This is a genomic window from Pseudomonas sp. FW507-12TSA, from assembly GCF_058781435.1.
This window is the reverse complement of the sequence record NZ_JBYSWT010000037.1, coordinates 53,335-79,095: the sequence shown is the minus strand read 5'-3', so window position 1 is coordinate 79,095 and position 25,761 is coordinate 53,335. Positions and strand designations below refer to the sequence as shown.

Sequence of the window (25,761 nt, the reverse complement as noted above, 5' to 3'; positions counted from 1 at the left end):
AACTGCTGGGACACGTTGGCCAGGCGCACGCCGTTGCCCACTACCTGGGTACCGCTGCCCAGCTTGGTGGCCGAGTACACGTCGGCGAATTCCGCACGGGAAGACTTGAAGCCGGTGGTGGCGACGTTGGCGATGTTGTTGCCGGTCACGTCCAATTGCTTGTTGGCAGCGTAGAGACCGCTAAGGCCGATATTGAAAGACATATTCCACTCCTCGTGCCGCTTAGTCGGCTCTAGATACCAATAGTTTGTACTTTGGACAGCCCGATCGGGCTGCCCATGCCTGCCAGGTTCAGCATCAGCTCACCGCCGGTCTGGCTGATGGTGACGCTGTTGACCGTGGCCGGCAGGTAAGTGATCAGGGAAGTACCCTTGCCATCGATGGTGGTACTGGCCTTGAAGGTGTAGTTGCCCGGCGGGGCCTTGGTGCCGTCGGCCTTGGTGCCATCCCAGACGAAGCTGGCGTTGCCAGCCTTCTGGCTGCCCATGTCGATGGTCTTGACGGTGTTGCCGTCCTTGTCGGTGATGGCCACGGTGACCGAGCTCACGCTGGTCGGAACGGTCACCGACCCGGTCATGCTCTTGCTGGTGTCGACCTGGGTGGTGCCGCTCTGGACGATCACCGAGCGCCCGACGAGGGACGAAGCCTGCAAGGCCTGGGACGATTTGTAGTTGCCCGTGATGGAGTTCACCGACGTATTGAGCGTGGTGATCCCTTCCAGGGTCGAGAACTGCGCCAACTGGGCCACGAACGCACTGTTGTCCTGGGGATCCAGCGGGTTCTGGTTATTCAGCTGGGTCACCAGCAGCTTGAGGAATGCATCCTTGCCCAGGGACTGCTTGCCGGTGGTGCTGTTGGTTGCCGCAGCGAGGCCATCAGCACTGGTGGTCGTGGTCTTTTTCGACGAATTTGCCAGCACATCCTTGAGGGATGGCGCTGTAGTGGTATCAGTAACGCTCATCGGATTCGCCCCTTATCACTGACCGAGGGTCAGGACCTTCTGCATCATGGTTTTGGCGGTATTCATCATTTCAGCGTTGGTCTGGAACGAACGGCTGGCGGAAATCATGTCGGCCATCTCTTCCACCACATTGACGTTGGGGTAGTAGACATAGCCCTTGGCATCGGCTGCCGGATGATTGGGCTCGTAGCGCGCCTCGAGGTTGCTCTGGTCCTCGACCACGCCCAACACTTGTACGCCCTGCCCGGCAGCGTCCTGACTCTGGAACAGCGAACCACGATCACCGCCCTGGGCGTTCTGGAACATGGTGGCGAACACCGGATGCCGGGCGCGGTAGGTCTGGTCGATGCTCGACGACACGCTCTCGGCGTTGGCGATGTTACTGGCGACGGTGTTCAGACGGGTGGTCTGGGCGCTCATGCCACTACCGGCAATATTGAAAACACTGGCGAGGGACATGGATTACTCTCCGCGCAGGGCTGCCACCAGCCCTTTGAATTTGCTGTTGAGCAGCGTGAAGCTGGCCTGGAATTCCACCGCGTTCTGCGCATAGTTCGACTGCTCGAGCTGGGCGTCCACGGTGTTCTGGTCGATCGAAGGTTGCATTGGCGTGCGATATTGCAGCGACTCGTCGCCAGCGCTCACGCCTTGCGCTTCAATATGCCGGTTATTGGTCAGGTTCAGGCCGAACGTCCCCTTGTTGATCTTTTCGCTCTGCTCGGCGAGCACGGCGGAAAAGTCCAGGTCCCGAGCCTTGTAGTTCGGGGTGTCGGCGTTGGAGATGTTGTTGGCCAATACTTCGGCCCGCTTGGCGCGAAAGCCCAGAGCCTGTTCGTGAATACCGAGCGCTTTATCGAAGCTGATGCTCATGTCGGGAAACCTTTGGGTGACCTGATTTTACGTTGATTTGAAACTAGCAATCCGCGTGCCAACCTTGAAAACCCCGTAAATCAAGGCCCTCGCGATAACGGCAAGGCGGCAAATGCCAGAAAAGCGGCAATGGTTTTCCGCGCAGCGCCGGCAAAGCGGCAATCACCCTGCCATCTCGGCATAAATGACGAACATGAAAAAGGAGGCCCGAGGGCCTCCTTTGGCATAGCGATCAATCCAGGTTACTTGGCCTGGTAGATGATTCCCGGGTTGCACTGGACCATCTGGTAATGATCCGGCAAGCCGTTGAGCGCCTCGGACGCCCCCAGGAACAGGTAACCGCCCGGTTTCAGGGTGCTGTGGATGCGCATCAGGATGTCCTTCTTCACTTCCGCCGAGAAGTAGATCAGGACGTTGCGGCAGAACACGATGTCGAACTTGCCCAGGCTGGCATAGCTGTCCAGCAGGTTGAACGAGCGGAACTCAACGCGGTTCTTGATCGGCGACTTGACCACCCAGCGCCCCGGCCCCTTGGGGTCGAAATAACGCTGCAGACGATCGGCTGACAGGCCGCGACCAATGGCCAGGCTGTCGTATTCACCGGTCTTGCAGTTGTTGAGCATGGTCCCGGACAGATCGGTTGCGACGATCTGCGCGCCCATCTTCAACTGGCCCATGTTGGTACGCTCGAACTCGTCGATGGACATCGACAACGAGTAAGGCTCCTGTCCCGAGGAACAAGCCGCGGACCAGATCCGCAAGCGCTGGTTGGGATTGGCCTTGATCGCCTCGGGAAGCACTTTGTTCTTCAACACCTCGAATGGGTAGGTGTCGCGGAACCACAAGGTCTCGTTGGTCGTCATGGCATCCACTACCATCTCGCGCAAACCGCCGCGTGGCTGGGTCTGGATCCGCTGAACCAGCTCGCCCAAGGTTTTTATACCTTGCTGCTCCATCAGTTTGTTGAGACGGCTCGAGACCAGATATTGCTTGTTTTCCCCGAGCAAAATACCACAGGCTTTTTCCAGGAAGACCCGGAACTGTTCAAAATCCAAATTACCCGTAGACAATGCTGCCGCCTCTTAGATCTAGGTCCACCAAGGGCCACTGCCCTCAGCTGTGGTCTGCTGCTTTGATCCGGTCGACTACCCGGGAAGCCAGGTCATCAGGGCGGAACTTGGCAAGGAAGTCATCGGCACCGACCTTCTTCACCATCGCCTGATTGAACACCCCTGACAACGAAGTATGCAGGATGATGTGCAGCTTTTGCATGCGTGGATCGTTACGTATCTCGGCCGTTAGGGTGTAGCCGTCCATTTCAGGCATCTCGATGTCGGAAATCATCATGAGGAATTCCTCTTCCGGCTTCTTGCCTTCGTCGACCAGCTTGCGCAGGTAGTCCAGCGCCTGCCGACCGTCGTTCAACGCCACCACTTCCACGCCCACTGTCTGCAGGCAGCGAGTGACCTGCTTGCGCGCCACCGACGAATCGTCGACGGTCAGCACCCGCAGGGAAATGGCCTTGTGCTGGGTCTCGACATCCACCACGCCTGCCGAGATCGATTCGGAAGTTGGCGCGACTTCCGCCAGGATCTTCTCCACATCGATGATTTCGACCAGCTGGTTATCCACCCGGGTCACTGCCGTGAGGTAGTGATCGCGCCCGGTGCCCTTGGGTGGCGGATGGATCTCTTCCCAGTTCATGTTGACGATGCGTTCCACCGAGCGCACCAGGAATCCCTGGGTCTTGGTGTTGTACTCAGTGATGATGACGAACGGATTGCTCTGATCCTGCAACCCGCCAGACCCAGTGGCCATTGCCAGATCCAGGATCGGAATGGTCGCCCCTCGAATATTCGCGACACCGCACACCACAGGACTGGATTTGGGCATCAAGGTCAGCTTCGGGCATTGCAGCACCTCGCGCACCTTGAATACGTTGATCCCGTAGAGTTGCCCACCGTCCAGACGGAACAGCAGCAGCTCCAGGCGATTCTGCCCAACCAATTGCGTGCGCTGGTTTACCGAATCCATTACACCAGCCATGCCCAGACTCCCCAAAGCTTTAAGATCCGACGCACGCTCATTGCTAAACGGCACGGCGCTTGCTTTTTAACTGTTATGAACGCCAAAACGACATTTTTTCGACGCCTGACATCACCTGGCCGCAGAGTGCTCTGCGCCCTTGCGATGCTGTGCATTTTAAACCCTGGCGGCCCTGCCATTGCTGATTCGGTCACCCTGCCTGATCTACTTATCGGCGTCACTCAAGGGTTTCTTGAATTCACGGTAGAAGACTACCTGGCAACCAGTCAAACCGAAGGACGCTATGAGATCGAGGTCAAGCAGCTGGATCCACGGATGCACATGCCTGCCTGCGACAAGGAATTGACAGCCAGCCTGGAAAGCCCGGCCCAACCCCTGGGGCGTGTGACGGTCAAGGTCCGCTGCGAAGGCAGCTCGCCCTGGTCGGTTTTCGTGCCGGCGCAGGTCAAGTTGTTCCGCGAGGTGGTCACCAGCGCCCGCCCTCTCAAACGATCGTCCATCATCGAGCCAAAGGATGTGGTACTACGCGAACGGGATATCAGCCAGAACGGACAGGGCTACCTGACCTCGGTCGACCAGGCCATTGGTCAGAAACTTGTCCGACCAATGGTCGCCGATCAACTCGTCACCCTGGTTCATCTGGAGCAGGCCGAGGTGGTGCGCAAGGGCGATCAGGTGGTGATCTCTGCACGCAGCGGCTCCTTGAATGTACGAATGCCCGGCGAAGCCTTGTCCAACGGCGGCATGAGCGAGCAGATCAGGGTCAAGAACCTGAATTCGCAACGGGTGATCAAGGCTCGCGTCACCGCGCCGGGCCAGGTGGAAGTGGCCATGTAGATCACTGGCGCTCGCCCCTCCCGTTCCCTAAACTGTGACCGATAACGGGTCGCAGATACCTGCCTTGGCTTGTCGACAATTGAGCCTAAAGTTTTCCAGGGTATGGCCGAGAACATGGCAAGCGTCCAAATACCCAGAGGTTTTACTCATCATGGTCATCGACTTCAGCCGTTTGAACAGCTCCTCCCCACTGACAGGCAGTACGCGTACCAGCGCCAGCAAGGAAACCGGTGATGCCGGCAAGCCCGTAGCCCAGGTAAGCACAGCCGAGACCAGCAAAAGCGGGGAATCGGTACACCTCAGCAATGAGGCTCAACAGTTGCAACGAATCACTGACAAGCTGCGCGACCAGCCTGTTGCCGACAAAGCCCGGGTGGCAGCACTGAAACAAGCTATCGCCGATGGCAGCTACCAAGTCGACAGCAACCGTGTAGCCAGCAAACTGCTCAATTTCGAAGCCCAGCGCTAGCCACAGGCTTGCGCCAGGCTTTTGGACGCTTAATCCCCAAGGCCAGCCATGCACGATACCAACCTACTGCAACTGATCACCGATGACCTTGCTCCAGCTCAACAATTGCTGGAGCTGCTCCGGGCCGAATCCATCGCCCTGCACGGCCGCGACATGCCGTTGCTGGAGGAGATCCTGGCGCAGAAACAGGCCCTGATCGTCTTGCTGGAACAGCATGGCCGCACCCGTACCCAGCTCCTGGACAGTCTTGGCCTGCCCGCCAATCGCGAAGGCCTTGCACAACTGGCCAGCCACTCCAGCCTGGGCGCGCAATTGCTCGAGCAAGGCGACCTGCTGGTCCAGCTCCTAGCTGAATGCCAGGCCGCCAACGAGCTCAACGGCCGCTCGATCCAGATCCAGCAGGCCACCACCGCCAACCAGTTGAAGATCCTCAATGGCGGCGAACCTCCAGCCCTCTACGACGCCCGCGGCTCCACCTCGATGCTTGCGAAGCAACGCCCACTCAGTCAGGCTTAGGCCGCAAAAATGAGCGCGTGCTACCAAGCCGCGAAACATGCTGGCAAAATGCTAGCTCCTGCGTGTAGTTGTATTTTGTCTGGAGATTGATGAACCGTGTTCACAGCATCAAACGCGGAAGATGCTCCGCAGCCACCCAAGGTGCTAACCACCCCGTTGGAGATCTCTTCCAACCTGCGTTTGCTGCAAGAAAGCCACGATCCGCTGATCATCACTTTCCATGAGCGCAGCCAGCGCTTCCAGAGTTACGTGGTGGAAGTGGACCGCGAGAGCAATACGCTCGCGCTCGACGAAATGATTCCCCGCGATGGCGAACGCTTCTTGCTCGCCGGCGAAGCATTCCGTGTCGAAGGCTTCCACGAAGGCGTACGCATCGCCTGGGAAAGCAACGGCTTGCCGACCCTGGACGAGTCTGGTGGCGGCCGCTGCTACCGCACCACCCTGCCGGACGAAGTGGTCTACCACCAACGCCGCAATGCCTTCCGCGCCGCCCTTAAACTGGCACAGCTGGTGGATATCGAGCTGGGCGGCGACAAGCTCAAGTCGCCCCTGACCGGCAAGCTGCTGGACATCTCCGCCACCGGCTGCAAGCTGCGCTTCGACGGCGAGATCTCCGCCCGCCTGCAACTGGGCCAGGTCTATGAGCGCTTCATCGCCGCCCTGCCCTTCGGCAGCATGACCGCACCGGTGGAACTGCGTTACCTGCACTACGAAGAAAGGATCGACACCACTTTCGCCGGCGTACGCTTCCACAACATGAGCGGCCTGGTGCAGCGCCAGGTTGAGCGCTTCGTCTATCAGTTGCAGCGCGAAGCACGGCGCTTCGACAAAGACGATATGTGATCGCCGAGGATCCATGAAAAACGGGCAGTGCCTTGCGGCAACTGCCCGTTTTTTTTCATCTCGAGCGCTAAGGCCTGGCTTCGCCCAGCGGCTCGCCATCACGCGCTTCGCCAACGGGCTCCTCGTCGCCTGCCCCGGATTCAGGCGACGTGGGCGGCACGGTATCCGTCGCAGGAGCGACCTGCATCTGATCCTGCACCACCTGCTCGTCCACCCGCGGGTCGAGGGCCGCCACCAGCGGCGAACTGGACATGCTGTCCGGCATCGCCACGTGATGCAGCGGCGCATCGTCGACCTGGTGCAGGTTGGTCACGGCCTTAGGCCGGATCCGCCAGACCAGTACCACGGCAAAGAAACAGAAGAAGGCATAGAGCATCTGGCTGCCGAACAGCTTCATCAGCACGCCGGCCGCCAACGGCCCGATGCTCGCTCCCACGCCATAGGTAACCAGCAGCATCGCCGTCAGCGACACCCGTCGATCGCCCTCCACGTGGTCGTTGGAAAACGCCACGGCCAGCGGATAGAGACAGAACTGCATCAGCGAACAGAAAAAACCCAGGATGAACAACACTTCCAAAGGCACCGTGGGCAAGATCGCCAACGGCAAGGCCATCACCGCCAGGAACAGGGCGAAGCAGCGAATCAGCAAGGCCCGGTCGAAGCGATCGGACAGCCAGCCCAGGGGCCACTGCACGACCAGGCCGGCAAAGATGCAGCTCCCCATGAACAGGCCTACCTGCTCGGTGCTCAAGCCCTGTTGCGAGGCATAGAGCGGCGCCAGGCCGTAGAACGAACCGACGATCAGCCCCGAGCCAAGTACCGTGCTCAGGGACTGCGGTACCCGCTTGATGAAGAAGCGCGGCTCCATCGGCGCCGGACGCAGGGGCGCCGGGTGGATGCGCCGGGTCATCGCCACCGGCACCAGGCACAGCGCGAAGCACAGCGCCACCAGCATCAGCAGCTCCAGCCCCAGGGCCGGATGCAGGACCAGGATCAGTTGCCCCAGGACCAGCCCCAGGTAGGACGCGATCATGTAACCGCTGAAGACCACGCCACGCTGCTTGGCATCGGCCTGCTCATTGAGCCAGCTTTCGATGACCATGTACTGGCACATCATCCCCAGGCCGACGATCATCCGCAGCACCAGCCAGGCTGGCAGCCAGTTCACCAGCCCATGGCCGAGCACCGCCGCGCCGACGATGCCGGCACAGGTGGCATAGGCCCGGATATGCCCGACCCTGGCGATCAGCCGGTGCCCCAGCTTGCCCCCCAAGACCAGGCCGAAGTAGTTGGCCGCCATGAGCGCCCCGACCCACAGGCCGTCGACATGGTCGGCCGCCAGGCGCAAGGCCAGGTAGGTACTGAGCAGGCCCGAGCCGATCAACATCATCAGCGAGGCGAAATACAGCGCGCGAAAAGATTTCCAGATCTGGCGCATCGGCGTTCCGGGCGGCTCCTTGAATGAGGTTCCGGACCCTCGGGACGAGGGCCCGGCCAGCGACGTTGGTTAAGCCTGGGCCGCTAGTACACGCCGTTCCCAGGGAGTGATTTCATCGAAGAAGCTGGTCAACTCCATGGTTTTCGAAGCGATGTAGCCTTCGATGAACTCGCTGCCGAACAGTTCCCTGGCCAACTGGCTGCGCTTGAGGCGCTCCAGCGCCGCATGCAAGGTACAAGGCAGGGACAGGTTATCCGGTACTTCGAATTCCCCCTGGATGGCAGCCGTTGGCGCCAGCTCGTTCTCGATACCATGCAAACCTGCTGCCAGGCTGGCGGCAATGGCCAGGTAAGGGTTGGCATCCGCCCCCGGCAAGCGGTTCTCGACCCGCCGCGCCACCGGCGAACTGGCGGGAATTCGCAGCCCCGCGGCGCGATTGTCGTGGGACCAGCAGGCATTGTTCGGCGAAGCGTAGGGATGGCACAGGCGCTGGTAGGAGTTCACATTGGGCGCGAACAGTGCCGTGAAATCCGCCATCCCGGCCTGCAAGCCACCGATGAAGTGGTGGAACAGTGCCGTGGGCTGCCCAGACTCGTCACTGAAAACGTTACGCCCGCTACCAATCTCCACCAGGCTCTGATGGATGTGCATGGAGCTGCCAGGGGTATGAGCCAGCGGCTTGGCCATGCAGACCACGATCAAGCCATGCTTGAGCGCCACCTCCTTGAGCAGGTGCTTGAACAGGAAGGTCTGGTCCGCCAGCAGCAGCGGATCGCCATGCAACAGGTTGATCTCGAATTGGCTGACGCCCATCTCGTGCATGAAGGTATCGCGAGGCAGGCCCAGGGCCGCCATGCACTCGTAGACTTCCTTGAAGAAGGGTCGCAGACCGTTGTTGGAACTGATGCTGAAGGCCGAGTAGCCGTCCTCCCGGCGGCCGTCCTTGCCGACCGGAGGGCGGAAGGGCTGGCCGGGATCATCGTTGGGCGCGAACACGAAGAACTCCAGCTCGGTGGCCACCACCGGCGCCAGGCCCAGGGCCGCATAACGGGCGATCACCTGCTTGAGCTGGCCGCGAGTCGACAGGCGCGAGGACTCGCCGCTGAGTTCGTCGGCGTCACAGATGGCCAGCGCTCGCGGAGTCTCGCTCCAGGGCAACCGATGAATCTGCCGCGGGTCGGCGGTGAGGGCCAGGTCGCCGTCATCGCTGCCATAGAAACGCGCTGGCGGGTATCCGCCCATGATGCATTGCAGCAGCACCCCGCGAGCCATCTGCAGGCGCCGCCCTTCGAGGAATCCCTCGGCGGTCATTACCTTGCCCCGCGGTACGCCATTCAAATCCGCAGTAACACATTCGATTTCATCAATGCCCGTCAATCGCTCGGCGAGTGAACTGTGGCCATCGGTTGTCATGACTCAATCCTTGTTGTTATACGAGCCGCGAACGGCGACCCGTACAAAATACGCACCACCCGTTCGGGATTTCAAGCACGGCAGAGCAAATTCCCGGACATGCCTGTTCCCGCCAGCACCAGCGCATCCACGACCATCCTGCGCGCCTGGACCTGTACTCGCCGGATCGATGCAGTAGGCTCGGCTGGTGATCTGAAGCAGGCCTGCGGAGGCCCCTCATGCTGGGAAATCTTGCCGATATCGATCTGCGGATGTTGCGAGTGTTCTGCGCCATCGTCGACGCCGGGGGCTTCACTGCGGCCCAGGCCCGGCTCAACACCAGCCTCTCGCGACTGAGCGTGGTGGTTCGTGACCTTGAGGAACGCCTGGGCTATTCCCTGTGCCGGCGCGGCAGCAGCGGCTTCCAGTTGACCGACCAGGGCCTGGAACTGTTCGAGGCCGCCCAAGGACTGTTCGCCGATATCGAGCGCTTTCGCCAACATGCCAACCGGTTGGGTCCCAACGCCCGCGAACACTTGCAGATCGGCAGCGTCGACAGCCTGGCCAGCCTGCCCTGCGCCCCACTGCCCCTGGCCCTGAAGCATTTGCGCCAGCGCTTGCCCCAGGTACGGCCGAACCTGCACCTGATGCGCCCTGACGAACTGGAGCAGTCCGTGCTGGACGATCGCCTGCACCTGGCCATCGGCGCTTTCCACCATGAGTTGTCGGGCTTGAACTATCGGCATCTGTTCGACGAAGAACAGCACCTGTACTGCGCCGCCGGGCATCCGCTGTTCGCCCTGCGCGACGAGGAATTGAGCCTGGACCGGATCTGCAGCGCCGACTATGTAGGTCGAGGCTATATGGCCGAACACCAGCGGCCCCACGACCTGCACTTCAACCAGGCGGTCAGCGCCTATAGCATGGAAGCCATCGCCACGCTGATCCTCTCTACCACCTACCTGGGCTACCTGCCCAGCCACTATGCCGCCGGCTGGGTCGCCAAGGGGCAGCTGCGCGCCCTGCTACCCCTGCGCCTGGGGTACCGCTCGCGCTTCCACTGCATCACTCGCCAGGGCCAGGAGCCTGGGACAGCCCTGGCCACGCTCCTGCAATGCCTGGAACTGGCGGCACAGCAACTGACCGAACCTGCGCCGGCCGTCGTTCAGGGCAGGTAGATCTTGAACAGGCCACCACCCAACGGGCCGCCGTTGCCGATCCGGGTGCGCCCACAGACGCCATTGCGCTGGTGCAGCTCGGCGATACGCCCGGCGAAATACAAACCCAGCCCGGTGCTACCGCTGCTCTGGTTGATGCCCTGCATGTACTCGGCCTGGCGCTCGATCATCGCCTGGGGATAGCCGTCGCCATCGTCGTTGATCGACAGCACCACCTGGCCTTCCTCGTCGCTGACACTGATCAGCAGGGCATGGCGGGCATGGCGGATGGCGTTATTGATGCAGTTGGCCAGCACCGAGGCGATCAGCTCACGATCGAAGAAACCCAGGGGGCTCAGCGGATCGACTTCATAGGTGGCGGAAATCCCGCGGCTCTTGAACACTTCCTGGTGGCTCACCAGCTGCGCTTCGATGAAGTCGTCCAATTCGTGGTAGGCCGGCTGCAACGGCAACTGGTTGACTCCCAGCTTGTACAGCCCCAACAGCTGCACCAGCATGCCGTTGAGGTGCGCGAACTCGTAGTCGATCACCCCCTGCTCGGCAGGCAGCTGCCCTTGCGGCAGGCGTGCCGACCACTGGGCATGGGCCTGCATCAGCATGGCCAGGGAGTTCTTCATGTCATGTACGGTGGAGGCGATCACCGTGGAAAAGTCGAGCGCCTGTTGCTTTTCGATCATTCGCCAAACGCCTTGCTTCGCAGCTTCTGGTAGCGCGGATAACGCGCGTCGGTATCGGGCATCATGCCGACCATCTTCAGGCACGCCTGGCATTCTTCCAGAAGCGCCGCATCCGGGTTGGCGTCGGCGCCATGCAGCAGCGACTGCGCCATGTTCAGGGCAACACTGATGTTCTTGGGCTGCATGGCCAGGGCCTTGCGGAACAGTTCTCGGGCCTCGGCCAGGTTGCCGGCCTTGTAGCTGCGCACGCCCTGGCGGTTGATGTCGGCTGCCGCATTGGAAGAACTGAGGATAGTCGGGTCATCGGTGAGCTTGGCGATGCCTTGCATGACTTTCGGGTCATCGCCGTAGATTTCCGCGCAGTTCTTGAGCATCGAGGCGCCGGCACTGGCCTGCCCCAGCATCTGCAATTGCTTGGCCACCAGCAGCGCCGCCTCGGGGCTCATGAACTGCTCCATGCCTTCGAGTCGCTGCAAGGCCTGTTCGGTGAGCTTGTCGGCCGTCTCGGCATCGTTGAGCAACAGGCTGGTGGCCTTCATCAGTCGCGCGCGAATCTGCAAGCCTGGATCGGCCGGGTTTTCCTTGGCTACGGCGCTCAGCGTCTGGTTGATCTCCAGCCGGGTACGGGTATCGAGGCCGCGCTCGCTGCCCTTGCTGATCAAAGCATGGGCCAGGCCCAGGTTGCTTTCCGGGTCCTTGAAGCGCGATTGCGCGCCCTGGTTCACCGCCTGGCGATAAGCCCTGGAGGCGCTTTCGAAGTCTTCGTTGGCCATGGCCAGCTTGCCCAGCAACGCCTGGCGCCGGGGAGCCAGGGGCGACAAGCGCACCGCTTCCTCGAGCACACTCTGGGCACGCTTGGTATCGCCCTCGGCCACCAGCACATCGGCCAGGCCGTCATACAGGCCCGGCATCATCGGGAAAGCCTTCAAGGCCTTCTCGTACACCGCCTTGGCCTCGGTGACCTGGCCGCGCTTGAACAGCAGGCGCCCCAACCCGACATAGGCCCAGGGCAGCGGCCGATCCGCCAGGATGCTGTTGTACAAGCGCTCCAGGGGCTCGTTCTGGTTCATGTCGCGCAGGGCGTCGGCCCGGTACCGCAGGCACAGCGGCGCATAGCGCGGATCCTGCTTGCACAGGGTGACGCAGGCGTTGAGCACTTCCACCGGCTTGCCCCGGTCCAACGCCTGGAGGATCGGCTTGAGCAGGGTCTTGCGTTGCTGCAGGCGCTCCAGGCGCTGGGCCAGGCCGGAGCGGTTGAACGGTTTGGTCAGGTAGGCATCGGGCTCGTGCTCCAGGGCGCTGAGCACCATGGCCTGGCTGCTCTCGGCGGTCACCATGAGGAACACGCTTTCATGGCTGATGAGCTTTTCCATCATCAGGTCTTCGAGCACTTGCTGGCCGTTTTTCTTGCCGTCACCCAGGTGGTAGTCCTGCAAGATGAAGTCGTAGCGCTTCTGCGCGCACATGCGCAGGGCCTGCTCACCAGAGTCGGCGGTATCCACGTCCTTGACGCCCAGCTCACGCAACATCGAGCGCACCGAACTGCGGTAGTCCGAGAAATCATCGACGATCAAAAAGCTCTTTTGGTGGTACGCCAGCATCGAAGATTCCAGGCAATTAAGAAGATCAATCCAGAGACGCCAGGGCCCACCCGGCTTCACAGCCCCTCGGCGCGCAGATAATAGCGGCTGGCCGAAGGCTATCAAGCACTTTGCGGCCAGCCTGTGATACAGGTCGCCGCTTGGGAACACAATTGTCCATCGCAGGTTATCGGCCGGATCGAGCATTCCCTTATAGGCGCTCGACAGCATTTATTGCGGTTTGGCCTGTCCTTGTCGCGATTTGCCCCACACCGGTAAAAACCTTCGGAAAATGGTCTTGGAAGGCCTGGGAAATCTTGGATTCTGCAACTTCACCTGCTAGCGTGCGCGCCTCTAAGCCTCGATCGCTGTCGCTCCCCACCCAGGCCGCGATACGCCGCTCTGCAGCGGCAAGCAAGCGCGGCTTGCAGGCCAGGTGCCGAAGAATCGGCGGGCACCCGACGCTGGCATCAGCGACATGGGCATGCCGGTTTGCCAGAAGATGCATCGATGGATGTACACAGCATTATCCAATGGAGTTAACGATGGCGCAGGACAGCAGTGTGATTACCGGTATTGAACTGGAACAGTTCATGGACCGCCTCGAAGCGCAACAGCAAGAGCAGGAAACCGATACCCTGCTGGCCCAGTTGCAAGCACAGCCTCTATTCGCCGACTCCCTGGGCTCCATCGCTCGCCTGCACACCCTGTGGATGCAGGCCGGCGATTCGGTTGCCGCGCAGGCCGTCATCGATCGCGACGGCGACGCCCTGCTGCAAGCCTCAGGGGATGCGGCGCGCGACGAGTTGCAGATCAACCTGGATATCCTGCGCCTGCAGGTCGCCAACTACCTGGATGACGAGCCGGTACTGCTGCAGGTACTGGAAAAACTCAACCAGATGGCCACCCAGACCCTGGACTTCGATGTCGAGTACTACCGGCGCTATCGGATCTTCGACCAGCTGGAAATGGGCAGTATCGAAGTCGCGCTCAAGACCATCGAAGTGCGCTATGCCCTGGCCCTGATCAACCCCGAACGCGCCGCCTTGCGGGCCTGGGACGACGCCGACCGGCATCGACGCCGCGCCCTGGCACTGGCGCGCCATGGGCGTGACGAAGAAGCCCGCGCCGCCGCCCTGGACGCGATCAACGTCATCCGCAACGCCAGCCCCGAGCAGGACATCGACGAAGGTGACTGGCTGTGGCTGGGCAACTCACTGATCGAGATCATCCCGCTGCGCCTGGCCCTGTTCGAGCAACCCATCGCCCAGCTCACGGCTGGCCTGTCGCAGCCCCGGCGTCGCGAATGGGACGTGCGCATCGCACGCCTGGCGGCCCGTTCCCTGCACGCCCAGGGCGACCTGAACGGCGCCCTGAAGATCTGTCACGTGGCGGCGATGAGCCTGGACAGCGGCGGTGGCAACAGCTTCATCGAGTATGAGTTGCCCTGGCTGCAGGAAGCCGGACGCATGGAGGAAGCTGGCCATCGGGCGTTCCTGGATATCTACGACCGCCAGTCAGAGATGTGGCCACCAGTGGCACGCCTGGTCCTCGAACGCCTCAAGGACCCGGAAGACCGCAACGCCTGGTGGCCGATCTGCATCATGCGAGCCTGTGTCACCAGCGAGCTGTTGCAAATATTCCTCGAGGCATTGCCGCCGATCACCCCAGAAGAACCGGCGACCACGCCGCTGCTGGCCGCCCTGTATGCCGCAATGGACGACCTCGAGCAGCTCGATCGGTTGTTCGCCGAAGCCCGGGCCGAGGCGCTGCGCCGCAACCCTGAACAGCCCTGGATCAAGCGCCTGGCCGCAGTGCACGACGCCGACCGCGATCTGATCGACGCGGCCACCGAGGTCGAGCTGCTGCAACAAGCCATCGAGGCCGGTCGCCTGCACGACAACCGCAGCGCCTATGCCTTGTTCGTCGCCCAAGTGCGCAAGCTGGGCATCGTCGAAGCGCTGAAACAGTGCCGGCCACAACTGGCCAGCGGCAATCACGCCTACAACTACGCCCTGACCATGGAGGAACTGGCGGAACCAGAGGCCGACAAACTGCCAAGCGAGGCTCGCGACGAAGCCTACTCGCTGCTGCGCGATGCCCAGAAAGATGCCTACGAGCAGGGGCAAGCCCATATGGAGCGCTACTTCACCACCGGCAGTGGCCACCCGTTCGATGCCTGCGCCCACCTGTACTCGATGCTCTGCAACAACCTGGCGATCAATTACCGCTGCTACAACGAGCAACAGCGCTACGCCGATGCCATCGAACTGCACCAGCGGGGCATTGCCGCCAGTTCCTTCGCCGAGCACTTCAACGGTGTCCTCAGCGCCCGTATCGCCATGGACGACTACCCGGGCATCGCCGAAGCCGCGGAGCAGCTGTGGCATTTCTCGATGGACTACGGCTACAGCCGTCACAATCCGGAGAGCTACATCGTCTCGGTGGCCTACGCCCTGTACTCGCTGGACCGCGACAGCGAAATCCTCATCTGGCTGGAACGCCTGCTCAACTGGCAGGCCGCCCAGGAGATCAGCGACCAGCAGCTGGACTCCTCGGCGCTGTTCGACCGGATCAAGCTGGCGCGCTACCTGGCCCCCACCCATCCGGACAACGCCGACAGCCTGTGGCAGCGCTATGAGCCTTGCGTGCTGGAAATGAACGAGGTGTCGGTGATGTCCTGTTCGGTGGACTACTTCAAGGCTCGTGGACGCACTGAAGAAGCCCTCGACTACTGCGCCCGGACCCTGGCCCTTTGCGATCCGAGCAAAGACTACGACGTGCAATGCCGCACCCGGATCGAGTCGATCATGGCCGAACTGCAGGCGCCTGCCGCCCCTGCCGCCAAGAAGAGCTGGTGGCAGCTATGGAAATAGCCGCTGACAAACGCAGCTCCAGCTATGCCGCGCGCAACCTGCTCAATGCCGATGAACTCAAGCGAGGCATCAAGCAGCGCAGCCAGGCCCGGGAAGACGACGCTGCCGTGCATAGCTGGCTGCTCAACCACTTCTATCGGCACCTGGCTGGCAACTTCGAACCAGCACGACGCATCCACGACCTGGATGACGCCGCCCAGGTATTGGGTAGCGCCGGGCTACCGGCCTGGGTAGCCGGGCACTTCAGTGCCGCCAAGTCCCAGGAGGCCGACGCCTGCGCCAGTGCGCCCCCCCTGGTGTGGATCGACCCGGCACAACCCCAGCTGCTGGCCCAAGAGGCCCGGCTGGTGGAGTTCCTGGTGTCACGCAAGGGCACGGCCCTGGAGGGCAAGCTCGACCGCATCAACTGTCCCCAGGCCCTGGCGCTGTGGGAGAAGGAACATGCGCAAATGGCGGCCCGGGTCGATCAGGGCTGGCGCCAGAGTTCGGCCGATGCCTTGCAAGTCACGGTGACCTGCGCCGAGCACACCTGGGTGGAAATGCGCAGCGACAGCCCGCTGCTGCGGGCCGAGATGGCGTTTGAAAGCTATGTGATGCGCCACTGCCTGGGGCAGTTCGCCAATCGCCGGGCCTTGACCGGCGGCTATGGCGAGCGCTACGCCGAAGCCGTGGAGCAACAGGGCATGCGGGTCTTCAGCCTGCGCGATGCCCAGGGCCAGCCCCACATCACGGTCAGCCTGATTGTCCAGGGTAGCGGCGCACTGACCGTGGAGCAGGTCAAGGGCAAGCAGAACCGCCCACCAGTGGAGCGCTACTTCCATGACCTGTTGCTGTTCCTCAATACCATAGGTACCGACCAACAGACGCCGGACGACTGCATCGCCATCGGTGTCGTGCGCACCGAAAGCGGCTGGCTGCACATCGAAGAGGTCAGTGAGCCCGAGGCCCAGACACGCCTGGTATCGCGCTACCCACAGCTGTTCTCGCGACTGGATTCGCCATCGCCCATGGTCCAGTGGCTGGTGGCGGCTCGCCAGTGCGACCTGTTGCTGGAAAACGAACCCGAGGCTCCGGCTGTGCGCTATGCCATCCGGCATGTCTACAAGAAAAGCCCCTGGCCGCAGCCCCGCCTGGAGGACCCGTTGTATCGCACCGAAGGCGTGCCATGGAAAGACATGTCCCCGGCCCAGGCCGAATCCATCTGCAGCTGGCAAGCCAACAGGCAGCGAGGCAAAGCATGCTGACCGTCATTGGCTTCCTATTCGGCGCCTGGGTGGTCTGGGGTTACCTGCGCCGCCGCTCCAGCCCCACCTCCCTGGTGGTCTTCACCCCACGCAAGCGCTGGGCCCTGACACTGGCGCAACCCTTGGTGGATGCCACAGGCATGACCGGGTTCTTCGATCCCGAGACCACCTACTTCGCCGATCAGGCCAGGGACACCCTCAGGGCTCCGCTGCTCCACCAGATCGGCTTTCGCAGCAACGCCAGCGACGATGAAGTTCGCAACCACCTTAACTCCACCCTGGAACGCCAGTGGTTTCGTATCGACCTGCATGGCCTGAACGCCAGCGACGATCCGCGGGCCGCCGTCGCCTTCGCTTGCGTGCGCAGTGCATTCTTCGCCCGGTGTGCAACGCTGATGGGCTGGCTGGAGGCCGATAGCGGCTGGCGCATCATGCTGCTCAACGCCCAGCGAGCCCAGGATTGCTTCGACAGCTGGGAAGACTTCGGCCAGGCCTTCATGCAGGGGCGCCGGCAATGGGTGGCGGCTTTCAGGGCGGACGCCCTGGGCAGCACCTTCAACGAAGACAGCCTCAAGCAGTTGCTCGCGGCAGACGGCGGGGCCTGGGCAAAAGTAGCGTGGCAGGGTTTGCCGGCATTCAGCCCGGCAACCGAGTGAAGGCCGGGAGAACCCTCACTATTGGCAGTCTCACACGTGAGACATAGAACCCGCAGGTTTAAGTTGCACTATAGATAAATCAAGCGCCGAACGGCCCCAGGCACACTGAGTGTCCTGGGGTTTTTTCATGCCCACAGAAAAATGGAGGTTGTACCGTGTCCCATCTAGCTCTACTGATTACCGCCCTGATCCAGCGCAGCTCCAGCCTGTCGGCAGGACGATTCTGGACGCTGGCGATAATGACGTTCATCTACATGCTTGAACGCCTGGTCATCTTGTGGCGAATGACTTGAGAAACAACGCAAACAGCTCCGCCTGGGTATTGATCTGCAACTTCGCATAGAGATTTTTCCTATGCATCCTGATGGTCTCCAGGCCAACCTTCAAAGTATTGGCGGCGGACTTGGTGGAGTGCCCGCAAAGTATCAGATGGGCCACATCCTTCTCCCGCTCCGTCAGCGCTCCATTGCCAAACGGCTTGAAAGCCTCGGATATATGATCCCTGCTGATACCCTGTTCCTGGACATCAAACGCCTCGCATGGCCCTTGCTGTTCGGACAGGATGGCGGGTTGTCCTTGCCAATGCAGCAGCACCAGGCTCCTGACCAATGGCTCGACGGATCGAAGGAATTCGAGTTGCAGATAATCGAATGTCTCCCCCGTCTTGCCCTGAAAGAAACATAGGGTCAACTTGGTTGCCGGGTCGAGATCGATGACATAGAAACAGTCCTCTTTCACCCCATTTCCCAGGTAATAATTCTTGTAGTACTCGCTGCTGAAGAAATCGTCCGGACAAGCCTCGGACAGGTGGTAGAACCCTTGTGCGATACCACTCTTCACTGCCAGGCACATGGGATCGAGCATATAACCCGCTGCAAAGTAGCGGTTTATCAAGGATTCATATTTCTGTTGTGGGATACCACTCTCGTACAACAGGACTGGCGCCCTGGACTGGATTTCCAGCACGAACTGCGTGGACTGGATAACAGCCACGGTACTCAGGGCGTGTACCAGCCTCTCGACGAAATCATCGCTACCCACAGCCTCTATCACGGCCGACAGATTGGCGTGCCACTCTCGCAGCGATACCAGGGCTTTCATCTTTTCATAACTGCTCATGATGGAAGACATCGCCACGCTCCTGCTTGCCCGGGTTTGTGCATTCCTATCACAAAGACTTCCTGCTGGCGTGGACCTCAGGGTCTTACGCCCGGGCAAACGATTTGCTGAACATGAACTAGGCCTGTACCAGGCAACTTCCGGCGAGACTCCCGGCAGGCAGGACGGTTATCTGCCGGACTTGATCTGCGTCCAGGATCGCGTGGCAAAGCGCTGTATGGCAAAAGGCAACGGTGTGGCCACGAACAGCTGCTTTTTTGCCGTAATCTCTGGAAAAACCATGGGATTGTCGAGCAACTCCCGGCTGATCAAGGAATAGGATTTGTAGTTCGGATTGGGATACCCGACATCTTCACTGATCCTTGCGATCACCTCGGGCCTGAGGATGTAGTCGATGAACGCCAAGGCCGCATCAGGATTCTGCGCATCAGCGGGAATGGCCAGCATGTCATACGCCAGCTTGCTGCCTTCCTTGGGTAGCGAGTAGCTGATATCGATGTCTTTCCCCGCCTCCTGCGCCCTGGCCGCGGCCTGGTAGATATCCCCGGAGTAACCGATGGCCACGCAGATATTGCCATTGGCCAGATCGGATATGTATTTGGCGGAATGGAAGTAAGTAATGTAGGGCCGGATAAGCAGCAGCTTCTTTTGTGCCAGCTTGTAGTCCTTGATCTCGCTGCTGTTGGGGTCCAGGCCAAGATAATTGAGCATCACCGCAAACAACTCATCGGGCGAATCCAGTATCGCTACACCGCACTGGCTCAGTTGTTCGATATTCCTCGGCTCGAAGACAGTCGCCCAGGACTCGATCTTTTCCAGGCCAAGAATGGCCTTGATCTTGTCGACGTTATAGCCGATTCCTACCGACCCGCCGAGGTAAGGCACTCCGTATTGATTGCCAGGATCCACTACTTGCAACAGCTGCAAGATGTCCGGATCCAGATTGTTCCAGTTCTGCAATTTGCTCTTGTCCAATGGCTGGAACGCACCGGCGCGGATCTGTTTTGCCAGAAAGTTATTGGAAGGTACCACCACGTCGTAGCCGGACCTGCCGGCCAGCAACTTCGCATCGAGCATCTCGTTGGACTCGAATACGTCATAGACGGGAAGGACCCCCGTGGCTTGCTGGAAGTCCTTCAGGGTGGTCCGCCCAATGGAATCGGTCCAGTTATAGATGTGCACACTTTCCGTACCCGCTGCGCTGGATAGCCATAACGCCAGTAGCACAGCGACACCTGCCTCGATTACCAGACTTTTCATTTTATTGTTCTCCTGGAAACGCACTGCCAGGAAGCTATCCAGGCCACCCCACTACGTCCATTACCCTACAGGGGGTATGTCCGAGGCGGTTGCGACGGCAAGACCCGAGTTTGTGAATTCTTCTTCCCTTGAAGGGGAATTCTTGCCGGAGATCGATCGGGATAAGTTGGATAGGGCACATGCAGCTTGGAACAACACCACCCCCTGAGCTGCTGAAAGTCTTGTAACCGACCACCAATAAAAACCCATGGGGATTAAAACAATGGTCTACGACAAATTGCTTATCGATGGGCACCTGGTAGCTGGCGAAGGAGATAACGAACGCATCTATTGCCCAGCCGATGAAAGCCTCATCTGTGAAGTAGCCGCAGCCAGCCCGGCGCAACTCGAGTTGGCTGTGGAAGCCGCCAGCCGGGCGTTTCCCGCCTGGTCACGGACACCTCCCGGACAGCGCAGCTACCTGCTGCTCAAGCTTGCGGACCAGATTGAAATGGCCGCGCAAGAACTGGGCGCCCTGGAAAGCCGCAATTGCGGCAAACCGCTGCAGATGGCCATCGAAGATGAGATTCCTGCGGTGGTCGATGTCTTGCGCTTTTTCGCGGGGGCCGCTCGCTGCCTGCCCGGCAGCGCGGCGGGAGAGTATGTGCCCGGCAATACCAGCATGATCCGGCGTGATCCCCTGGGAGTCGTCGGGCTGATCGCTCCCTGGAACTATCCGCTGCTCATGGCGGCCTGGAAGCTGGCACCTGCCTTGGCAGCCGGCAACACCGTGGTCTTCAAGCCCTCGGAGCTGACGCCCTTGAGCGCGCTCTACATCGCTCGGCTTTGCGCAGTCATATTTCCCCGGGGAGTCGTCAACATCATTTCCGGACGCGGCATTACCCTGGGGGCCCAGCTCTCGTCGCACCCCAAGGTACGCATGGTGTCGGTGACCGGCGACATCACCACCGGCCAGGCAGTGGCCCATGCTGCGGCTGGCAACCTGAAACGCACGCATCTCGAACTGGGAGGCAAGGCTCCGGTTCTGGTGTTCCCGGATGCGGACATTCGCGCAGTGGTCGATATGGTGCGCAGTGCCGGCTTCTACAACGCTGGCCAGGACTGCACCGCGGCTTGCCGCATCTACGTCGCGGAATCGATTCGCGAGCCATTCCTGGATGCCCTGGTGCAGCACGTTTCGACGCTACGCAGCGGCCACCCAGAAGATCGAGGCATCGATTTTGGCCCCCTGATCAGCCGCCGCCAGCAGGAGCGCGTCCTGGGCTTCGTACAACGCGCCGCGGCGCTGCCCCATAGCGAGGTGCTGACCGGAGGCGACGTTCCCGACGGCCCTGGTTACTTCTTCCAACCCACGGTCATTGCCGGAGTCAGGCAGGAAGATGAAATAGTCCAGAAGGAAGTGTTCGGCCCGGTGGTCTCGGTGACCTCCTTCGACGATGAGGAGCAGGTACTGGAGTGGGCCAACGCCAGTGAATACGGGCTCTCGGCTTCGGTCTGGACCGGCGATGTCAAACGAGCCCTGAGGACCTCCAGGCAACTGCAGTACGGCTGCGTGTGGGTGAACCAACACATGACCCTCGCCACGGAAATGCCCCATGGCGGCCTGCGGCAATCGGGCTATGGCAAGGATATGAGCTTGTATAGCCTTGAGGACTACACCTGCATCCGCCACATCATGCTCAACTTCGAGTAGCCCATCATTGAAGCGGGCAAGGACGAACGACGGGCAGGATGTCCGATGCAAGAAGTTTGCTTCATGGGGAGGCGAACAAGAGGGGGAGATGGTGTCCCAGGGCAGGTTCGAACTGCCAACCTTCCCCTTAGGAGGGGGATGCTCTATCCAATTGAGCTACTGAGACCCGGAGGTAAGTGCCTGATACGGCACAAAGGACGGCGTGCATGTTAACGGCCAGCGCCGTATTTGTCATGTCATCGGTAGGGGTTTTTACAGGGCGCCACCGGCCTGGTTGGCGAGGATCGTGCAAATTGCATCAATGCAAAAAGCCATCATTGCAAAATGCAACTCACACATCCGGCAAACAAAAGCCAACCAGCTGTTTTTAAAGGATTTAATGGCATATACACTGTTGGCACGCAGCCTGCTTTATCCATGGATAAAACCCTGCGGAGATGATGCCCATGAACAGCGTCCTGTTTCTCTTGAATGCGACAGCCATTGCCGTGCTGGTGGCTTTTCACTTTCTACCGCAGGACAACGTCACCGATGGGCCTTGCGTCACTCATCATAGCCAGGGCCTGAGCGCACAACTGGCCGTCCTCAATACCCAGGCCCTGCCCGGGACCATGACCCAGGCCGCCACCGGAGAGGCCCCGCAGCCACCAGCGGAGCTAGTGAGCGAGCGCTGGGTATTCTGATCAGGAGATGTTCATGTCCACCGCAGCCAAAAGCCTGCTTGTCCTGGTAATGCTTAGCGCCATAGCGGCCATGGCATTGCCCGAAGGAACCTTTAGCTGGATATGCCTGGTAGCCTGCGGCGTGTTCTCCAGCCTGTTGCTGCTGGCCCTGATTGCCGGGCGCAAGATCAAGTTCGACCCGGTGCTGCGCTGATCCCGTGCAGGCGTAATATCTCCAATAGATGCTGGACGGTAGACGACAATCCTTGTGAGTTGTCCAGGCGCACCACCTGCCCGTCGTCGAGCCAGCCCTCATTGATGAACAACTCGTTGCGCCTCAGGCGATCCTCGATTTGCGCCACACTTTCCCGTCCCCGCATTAGCAAACGCTGGCGCAACACCTGGGTATCCACGGTAAGCACAATGGGCAGCAGGTCGCGATAACGCTCCCGAGCCTGCGGCAGATAACCTCGGGAGCCGTTGACCAGTACGTGGCGCCCCTGGGCCAACCAGTGCTCGATCTGCAGCGCAATGCCATAACCCAGGCCATTGGCCCGCCACCACAAGGCAAATTCCCCCTGGGTCACCCGGCGCTCGAACTCCTCGGCACTGACCTCCTCGGCACTCTCGCCCACCGACTCGGCAGAACGGGTGATGACCCGCCTCGCCACCTCGCAGCCCATCTCGGCCAATTGTCGTCTGGCAGCATCGATCAGGCTGTCCTTGCCAGCCCCCGAGGGGCCCATCAGGTAAATGAGTCTACCGGGCATGGATGCGGGATCCGGACGGAGATACTAGTAAATCGGCCATTTGCCACTATCCTCTAACAGGTAGGGATCATGAGACTCATCCGCAGCGCGTGCACCTTCGCTCGTGCACTCCCATTCCCGCCGGGCGAGGGACTGCGGCCAACAATGCGGTTCAGCGATCTTTTCAAACCAGTCCGCATTTCTGATAATTGGTGCTGGCATAACGCCTTTATCCAGTTCAATATTTGTCACAGAATTGACGCCAATGATCTGGCAATTTTTGAGGCATGATGCGGGCCTCTTAACAATTCAGGTTGAACATTTGGCAATCAGGCTTGTCTTAAAAAACAGCCCGCGGCCAATTCCGAGAACCGCTCCCCTGAACTAACCGGTTAAATATATGCGCCCATTGAAACAGGCAATTTATTCCAGCCGTACGGCTGACAAGTTCGTCGTACGTCTGCCCGACGGGATGCGTGAACGCATTGCCGAGGTGGCTCGCAACCATCATCGCAGCATGAACTCCGAAATCATCGCACGCCTGGAGCAGAGTCTTATTCAGGAAGGTGCCTTGGGTGAAGAGCTGAGCATGCGCCTGGACAGCCCAGAACTGTCCTTGCATGAACGCGAGCTGCTTCAACGTTTCCGCCAACTTTCACATCGCCAGCAAAACGCCCTGGTTTCGCTGATTGCACATGACGCAGAAATGGCCGCAGACGCCAGCTGATTTTGCCCCGAAAGCTAGAGCCAGCCTAGTCGCTGGCTTTTTTTTTGCCCGCCTGAAAGCAACGAAGCGCCATCAAGGCGCTTCGTCGGGAATCCATAGCCAAGGGCTCAGAGCAGGAAGATCGTCGCCAGGCCGAGAAAGATGAAAAAACCACCGCTGTCGGTCATCGCGGTGATCATCACGCTGGCTCCCATGGCCGGATCTCGCCCCAGGCGCGCCAAGGTCATGGGGATCAAGACCCCCATCAGGGCCGCCAGCAACAAGTTCAGGGTCATCGCCGCTGTCATGACCACACCCAGCGACCAACTGCCGTACAACATGTAGGCCACGGCACCGATCACCCCACCCCAGATCAGGCCGTTGATCAAGGCTACCGCCAGCTCCTTGCGCATCAGGCGCGAGGTATTACCAGTACTGACCTGGTCCAGGGCCATTGCCCGGACGATCATGGTGATGGTCTGGTTCCCCGAGTTGCCGCCGATACCTGCCACGATCGGCATCAATGCCGCCAGCGCCACCAGCTTCTCGATGGAACCTTCGAACAAACCTATCACCCGCGAGGCCAGGAATGCCGTGATCAGGTTGATGGCCAGCCAGGCCCAACGGTTGCGCAGGGATTTCCAGACCGAGGCGAAGATATCTTCCTCCTCACGCAGACCGGCCATGTTGAGGACTTCGCTTTCGCTCTCCTCACGAATCAGGTCGACCATTTCGTCGATGGTCAAACGACCGATCAGCTTGTCGTTCTTGTCGACCACCGGGGCCGAAATCAAGTCATAACGCTCGAAGGCCTGGGCCGCATCGTAGGCGTCTTCATCGGGGTGAAAGCTCACCGGATCGCTGGCCATGACCTCCGCAACCTGCTTTTCCGGGTCATTGACCAGGAGCCGCTTGATCGGCAGGACCCCCTTGAGCACGCCGTCGTAGTCGACCACGAACAGCTTGTCGGTATGGCCAGGCAGCTCCTTCAGGCGACGCAGGTAACGCAGGACCACTTCAAGGCTGACATCCTCGCGGATGGTCACCATCTCGAAGTCCATAAGGGCACCGACTTGCTCCTCGTCATAGGACAACGCGGAGCGGACACGCTCACGCTGCTGGCCATCGAGGGCCTCCATCAGCTCATGGACGACGTCTCGCGGCAGCTCGGGAGCCAAGTCAGCAAGTTCGTCAGCGTCCATCTCCTTGGCCGCAGCCAGGAGCTCATGATCGTCCATGTCGGCGATCAGGGTTTCACGCACGGAGTCGGATACTTCGAGGAGGATGTCGCCGTCACGCTCGGCCTTGACCAACTGCCAGACGGTCAGGCGCTCTTCCAGGGGCAAGGCTTCGAGAATGTAAGCGACGTCGGCAGAGTGCAGGTCATCGAGCTTGCGCTGCAACTCGACGAGATTCTGCCGATGAACCAGGTTTTCTACCCGGTCATGGTGATGGCCTTCCTGACGGTGCGTCAGGTCTTCGACCACCCGCTGGCGCTGCAGCAGCTCAACGACTTGAGCGAGGCGATCCTGCAGGCTTTCCTGCGTTTTCTTTACTTCTACTTCGGTCATAGGCGAACTCCACTCCCAGCAGAGGAGCACGCCGGAAGGATCAATCAGTCAGTTCATGATTGTGAAAACGAGATACTGAGTAACTACTGGGTAAGTCCATGGAGATATTCCACAAGCCCCGGCGGGGCTGACGGGCGCAATCATACACCGCCTGGCGGTTTTAAACGTTAAAAAATAGCGGCAAGAACAAGCGCTTGCGACATAAACCTGAGCGGCGCCCGAATCTATGGAACTGCGACGCCCCGGCAGAAAAAGAAAACACACAGATGGAGAAAAAAGTCCGCCGACATGCCGCCGAGCAGGATATTCGACTACCGAGAAGACAAGCCGTTCCGGACGAACAGGCAAGAGAGAAAATGAAGCCACACAAAAACAAAAAGCCCGTATCTTGCGATACGGGCTTTCTGATATATGGTGC

General features: G+C 60.4%; 26 protein-coding genes and 1 tRNA gene. 12 read left to right on the top strand and 15 right to left on the bottom strand.

The features are described 5' to 3' along the window. From AC3WK8_RS27735 to AC3WK8_RS27710, 6 genes are all read right to left on the bottom strand, one after another. On the bottom strand, positions 1–203 hold a 203-nt coding region (locus AC3WK8_RS27735), incomplete at its 3' end, for a flagellar basal body protein (RefSeq protein WP_218278013.1). 29 nt (positions 204–232) lie between these two features. After that, entirely contained in the window at positions 233–961 is a 729-nt protein-coding gene (gene flgD, locus AC3WK8_RS27730; RefSeq protein WP_085597252.1) for a flagellar hook assembly protein FlgD, read from the bottom strand. 15 nt (positions 962–976) lie between these two features. Continuing rightward, entirely contained in the window at positions 977–1,420 is a 444-nt protein-coding gene (gene flgC, locus AC3WK8_RS27725) for a flagellar basal body rod protein FlgC (protein WP_031320321.1), read from the bottom strand. A gap of 3 nt (positions 1,421–1,423) precedes the next feature. Further along, entirely contained in the window at positions 1,424–1,831 is a 408-nt protein-coding gene (flgB, locus tag AC3WK8_RS27720; protein WP_103326664.1) for a flagellar basal body rod protein FlgB, read from the bottom strand. Positions 1,832–2,073: 242 nt separating this feature from the next. After that, a complete protein-coding gene (cheR, locus tag AC3WK8_RS27715) occupies positions 2,074–2,901 on the bottom strand; it encodes a protein-glutamate O-methyltransferase CheR (RefSeq protein ID WP_031320322.1) in 828 nt (275 codons plus the stop codon). A gap of 43 nt (positions 2,902–2,944) precedes the next feature. Continuing rightward, a complete protein-coding gene (locus tag AC3WK8_RS27710) occupies positions 2,945–3,877 on the bottom strand; it encodes a chemotaxis protein CheV (protein WP_031320323.1) in 933 nt (310 codons plus the stop codon). 75 nt (positions 3,878–3,952) lie between these two features. On the opposite strand from AC3WK8_RS27710, the gene flgA reads away from it, so the two are divergent. From flgA to AC3WK8_RS27690, 4 genes are all read left to right on the top strand, one after another. After that, a complete protein-coding gene (gene flgA / locus AC3WK8_RS27705) occupies positions 3,953–4,714 on the top strand; it encodes a flagellar basal body P-ring formation chaperone FlgA (RefSeq protein ID WP_103326665.1) in 762 nt (253 codons plus the stop codon). 151 nt (positions 4,715–4,865) lie between these two features. Continuing rightward, positions 4,866–5,183: a flagellar biosynthesis anti-sigma factor FlgM gene (gene flgM / locus AC3WK8_RS27700; protein ID WP_022640275.1), complete on the top strand. Its 318-nt coding sequence runs from the start codon at positions 4,866–4,868 to the stop codon at positions 5,181–5,183. Positions 5,184–5,231: 48 nt separating this feature from the next. After that, the gene (locus AC3WK8_RS27695) at positions 5,232–5,699 is read left to right on the top strand and encodes a flagella synthesis protein FlgN (protein WP_022640276.1); all 468 of its coding nucleotides are present in this window, start codon (positions 5,232–5,234) and stop codon (positions 5,697–5,699) included. Positions 5,700–5,795: 96 nt separating this feature from the next. Further along, positions 5,796–6,542, top strand: coding sequence for a flagellar brake protein (locus AC3WK8_RS27690; RefSeq protein ID WP_085597254.1), 747 nt, complete (start codon positions 5,796–5,798; stop codon positions 6,540–6,542). 67 nt (positions 6,543–6,609) lie between these two features. Here the strand turns inward: AC3WK8_RS27690 and AC3WK8_RS27685 are convergent, their stop codons facing one another. Beyond that, the gene (locus AC3WK8_RS27685; protein ID WP_256592437.1) at positions 6,610–7,980 is read right to left on the bottom strand and encodes an MFS transporter; all 1,371 of its coding nucleotides are present in this window, start codon (positions 7,978–7,980) and stop codon (positions 6,610–6,612) included. A gap of 69 nt (positions 7,981–8,049) precedes the next feature. Continuing rightward, positions 8,050–9,291: a glutamine synthetase family protein gene (locus AC3WK8_RS27680; RefSeq protein ID WP_022640279.1), complete on the bottom strand. Its 1,242-nt coding sequence runs from the start codon at positions 9,289–9,291 to the stop codon at positions 8,050–8,052. Between the two features lie 320 nt (positions 9,292–9,611). Between AC3WK8_RS27680 and AC3WK8_RS27675 the strand changes: the two genes are divergently transcribed. Then, positions 9,612–10,550 carry a LysR family transcriptional regulator gene (locus tag AC3WK8_RS27675; protein ID WP_103326667.1) on the top strand — a complete coding sequence of 313 codons (939 nt, stop codon included), beginning with the start codon at positions 9,612–9,614 and terminating at the stop codon, positions 10,548–10,550. Here AC3WK8_RS27675 and AC3WK8_RS27670 read toward each other — a convergent pair. Together AC3WK8_RS27670 and AC3WK8_RS27665 are read right to left on the bottom strand one after the other, a co-directional pair. Beyond that, on the bottom strand, positions 10,538–11,227 hold the full coding sequence (locus AC3WK8_RS27670) for a sensor histidine kinase (protein WP_085597257.1): 690 nt from the start codon (positions 11,225–11,227) through the stop codon (positions 10,538–10,540). The two genes, AC3WK8_RS27675 and AC3WK8_RS27670, sit on opposite strands and share 13 nt — an antisense overlap. Next, entirely contained in the window at positions 11,224–12,828 is a 1,605-nt protein-coding gene (locus tag AC3WK8_RS27665; RefSeq protein WP_022640282.1) for a tetratricopeptide repeat-containing response regulator, read from the bottom strand. Before AC3WK8_RS27665 ends, AC3WK8_RS27670 begins: the two co-directional genes overlap by 4 nt. A 524-nt stretch (positions 12,829–13,352) precedes the next feature. Here AC3WK8_RS27665 and AC3WK8_RS27660 point away from each other — a divergent pair. From AC3WK8_RS27660 to AC3WK8_RS27650, 3 genes are read left to right on the top strand one after another with little or no spacing between them, the layout of a single operon-like run. Beyond that, positions 13,353–15,683, top strand: coding sequence for a hypothetical protein (locus tag AC3WK8_RS27660; protein ID WP_103326669.1), 2,331 nt, complete (start codon positions 13,353–13,355; stop codon positions 15,681–15,683). Continuing rightward, positions 15,674–16,927 carry a hypothetical protein gene (locus AC3WK8_RS27655; protein WP_103326670.1) on the top strand — a complete coding sequence of 418 codons (1,254 nt, stop codon included), beginning with the start codon at positions 15,674–15,676 and terminating at the stop codon, positions 16,925–16,927. The genes AC3WK8_RS27660 and AC3WK8_RS27655 overlap by 10 nt, the downstream gene beginning before the upstream one ends. Then, positions 16,921–17,583 carry a DUF1266 domain-containing protein gene (locus AC3WK8_RS27650; protein WP_103326672.1) on the top strand — a complete coding sequence of 221 codons (663 nt, stop codon included), beginning with the start codon at positions 16,921–16,923 and terminating at the stop codon, positions 17,581–17,583. The genes AC3WK8_RS27655 and AC3WK8_RS27650 overlap by 7 nt, the downstream gene beginning before the upstream one ends. Positions 17,584–17,853: 270 nt before the next feature. On the opposite strand, the gene AC3WK8_RS27645 is transcribed toward AC3WK8_RS27650, so the two are convergent. Next, positions 17,854–18,714 carry a helix-turn-helix transcriptional regulator gene (locus AC3WK8_RS27645; protein ID WP_103326673.1) on the bottom strand — a complete coding sequence of 287 codons (861 nt, stop codon included), beginning with the start codon at positions 18,712–18,714 and terminating at the stop codon, positions 17,854–17,856. Between the two features lie 156 nt (positions 18,715–18,870). Further along, positions 18,871–19,962: a polyamine ABC transporter substrate-binding protein gene (locus AC3WK8_RS27640; protein WP_103326675.1), complete on the bottom strand. Its 1,092-nt coding sequence runs from the start codon at positions 19,960–19,962 to the stop codon at positions 18,871–18,873. Positions 19,963–20,224: 262 nt separating this feature from the next. Here AC3WK8_RS27640 and AC3WK8_RS27635 point away from each other — a divergent pair, with 262 nt between their 5' ends. Further along, positions 20,225–21,655, top strand: a complete 1,431-nt coding sequence (locus tag AC3WK8_RS27635) for a gamma-aminobutyraldehyde dehydrogenase (RefSeq protein WP_103326677.1) — start codon at positions 20,225–20,227, stop codon at positions 21,653–21,655. Between the two features lie 89 nt (positions 21,656–21,744). On the opposite strand, the gene AC3WK8_RS27630 is transcribed toward AC3WK8_RS27635, so the two are convergent. After that, positions 21,745–21,821 (bottom strand) — tRNA-Arg (locus AC3WK8_RS27630). 280 nt (positions 21,822–22,101) lie between these two features. Here AC3WK8_RS27630 and AC3WK8_RS27625 point away from each other — a divergent pair. Together AC3WK8_RS27625 and AC3WK8_RS27620 are read left to right on the top strand one after the other, a co-directional pair. Next, positions 22,102–22,338, top strand: a complete 237-nt coding sequence (locus AC3WK8_RS27625) for a hypothetical protein (RefSeq protein WP_103326680.1) — start codon at positions 22,102–22,104, stop codon at positions 22,336–22,338. 13 nt (positions 22,339–22,351) lie between these two features. Next, positions 22,352–22,531 (top strand): PA3371 family protein, encoded by a 180-nt coding sequence (locus tag AC3WK8_RS27620; protein WP_085597262.1) that lies wholly within the window; start codon positions 22,352–22,354, stop codon positions 22,529–22,531. On the opposite strand, the gene phnN is transcribed toward AC3WK8_RS27620, so the two are convergent. Continuing rightward, the gene (gene phnN, locus AC3WK8_RS27615) at positions 22,506–23,087 is read right to left on the bottom strand and encodes a phosphonate metabolism protein/1,5-bisphosphokinase (PRPP-forming) PhnN (protein ID WP_103326682.1); all 582 of its coding nucleotides are present in this window, start codon (positions 23,085–23,087) and stop codon (positions 22,506–22,508) included. The two genes, AC3WK8_RS27620 and phnN, sit on opposite strands and share 26 nt — an antisense overlap. Before the next feature lie 379 nt (positions 23,088–23,466). Here phnN and AC3WK8_RS27610 point away from each other — a divergent pair, with 379 nt between their 5' ends. After that, the gene (locus tag AC3WK8_RS27610; RefSeq protein WP_003178899.1) at positions 23,467–23,793 is read left to right on the top strand and encodes an Arc family DNA-binding protein; all 327 of its coding nucleotides are present in this window, start codon (positions 23,467–23,469) and stop codon (positions 23,791–23,793) included. A 107-nt stretch (positions 23,794–23,900) separates the two neighbouring features. Here the strand turns inward: AC3WK8_RS27610 and mgtE are convergent, their stop codons facing one another. Beyond that, complete coding sequence (gene mgtE / locus AC3WK8_RS27605) at positions 23,901–25,343, bottom strand: magnesium transporter (protein ID WP_022640315.1); 1,443 nt, start codon at positions 25,341–25,343, stop codon at positions 23,901–23,903. Positions 25,344–25,761: the final 418 nt, after the last annotated feature.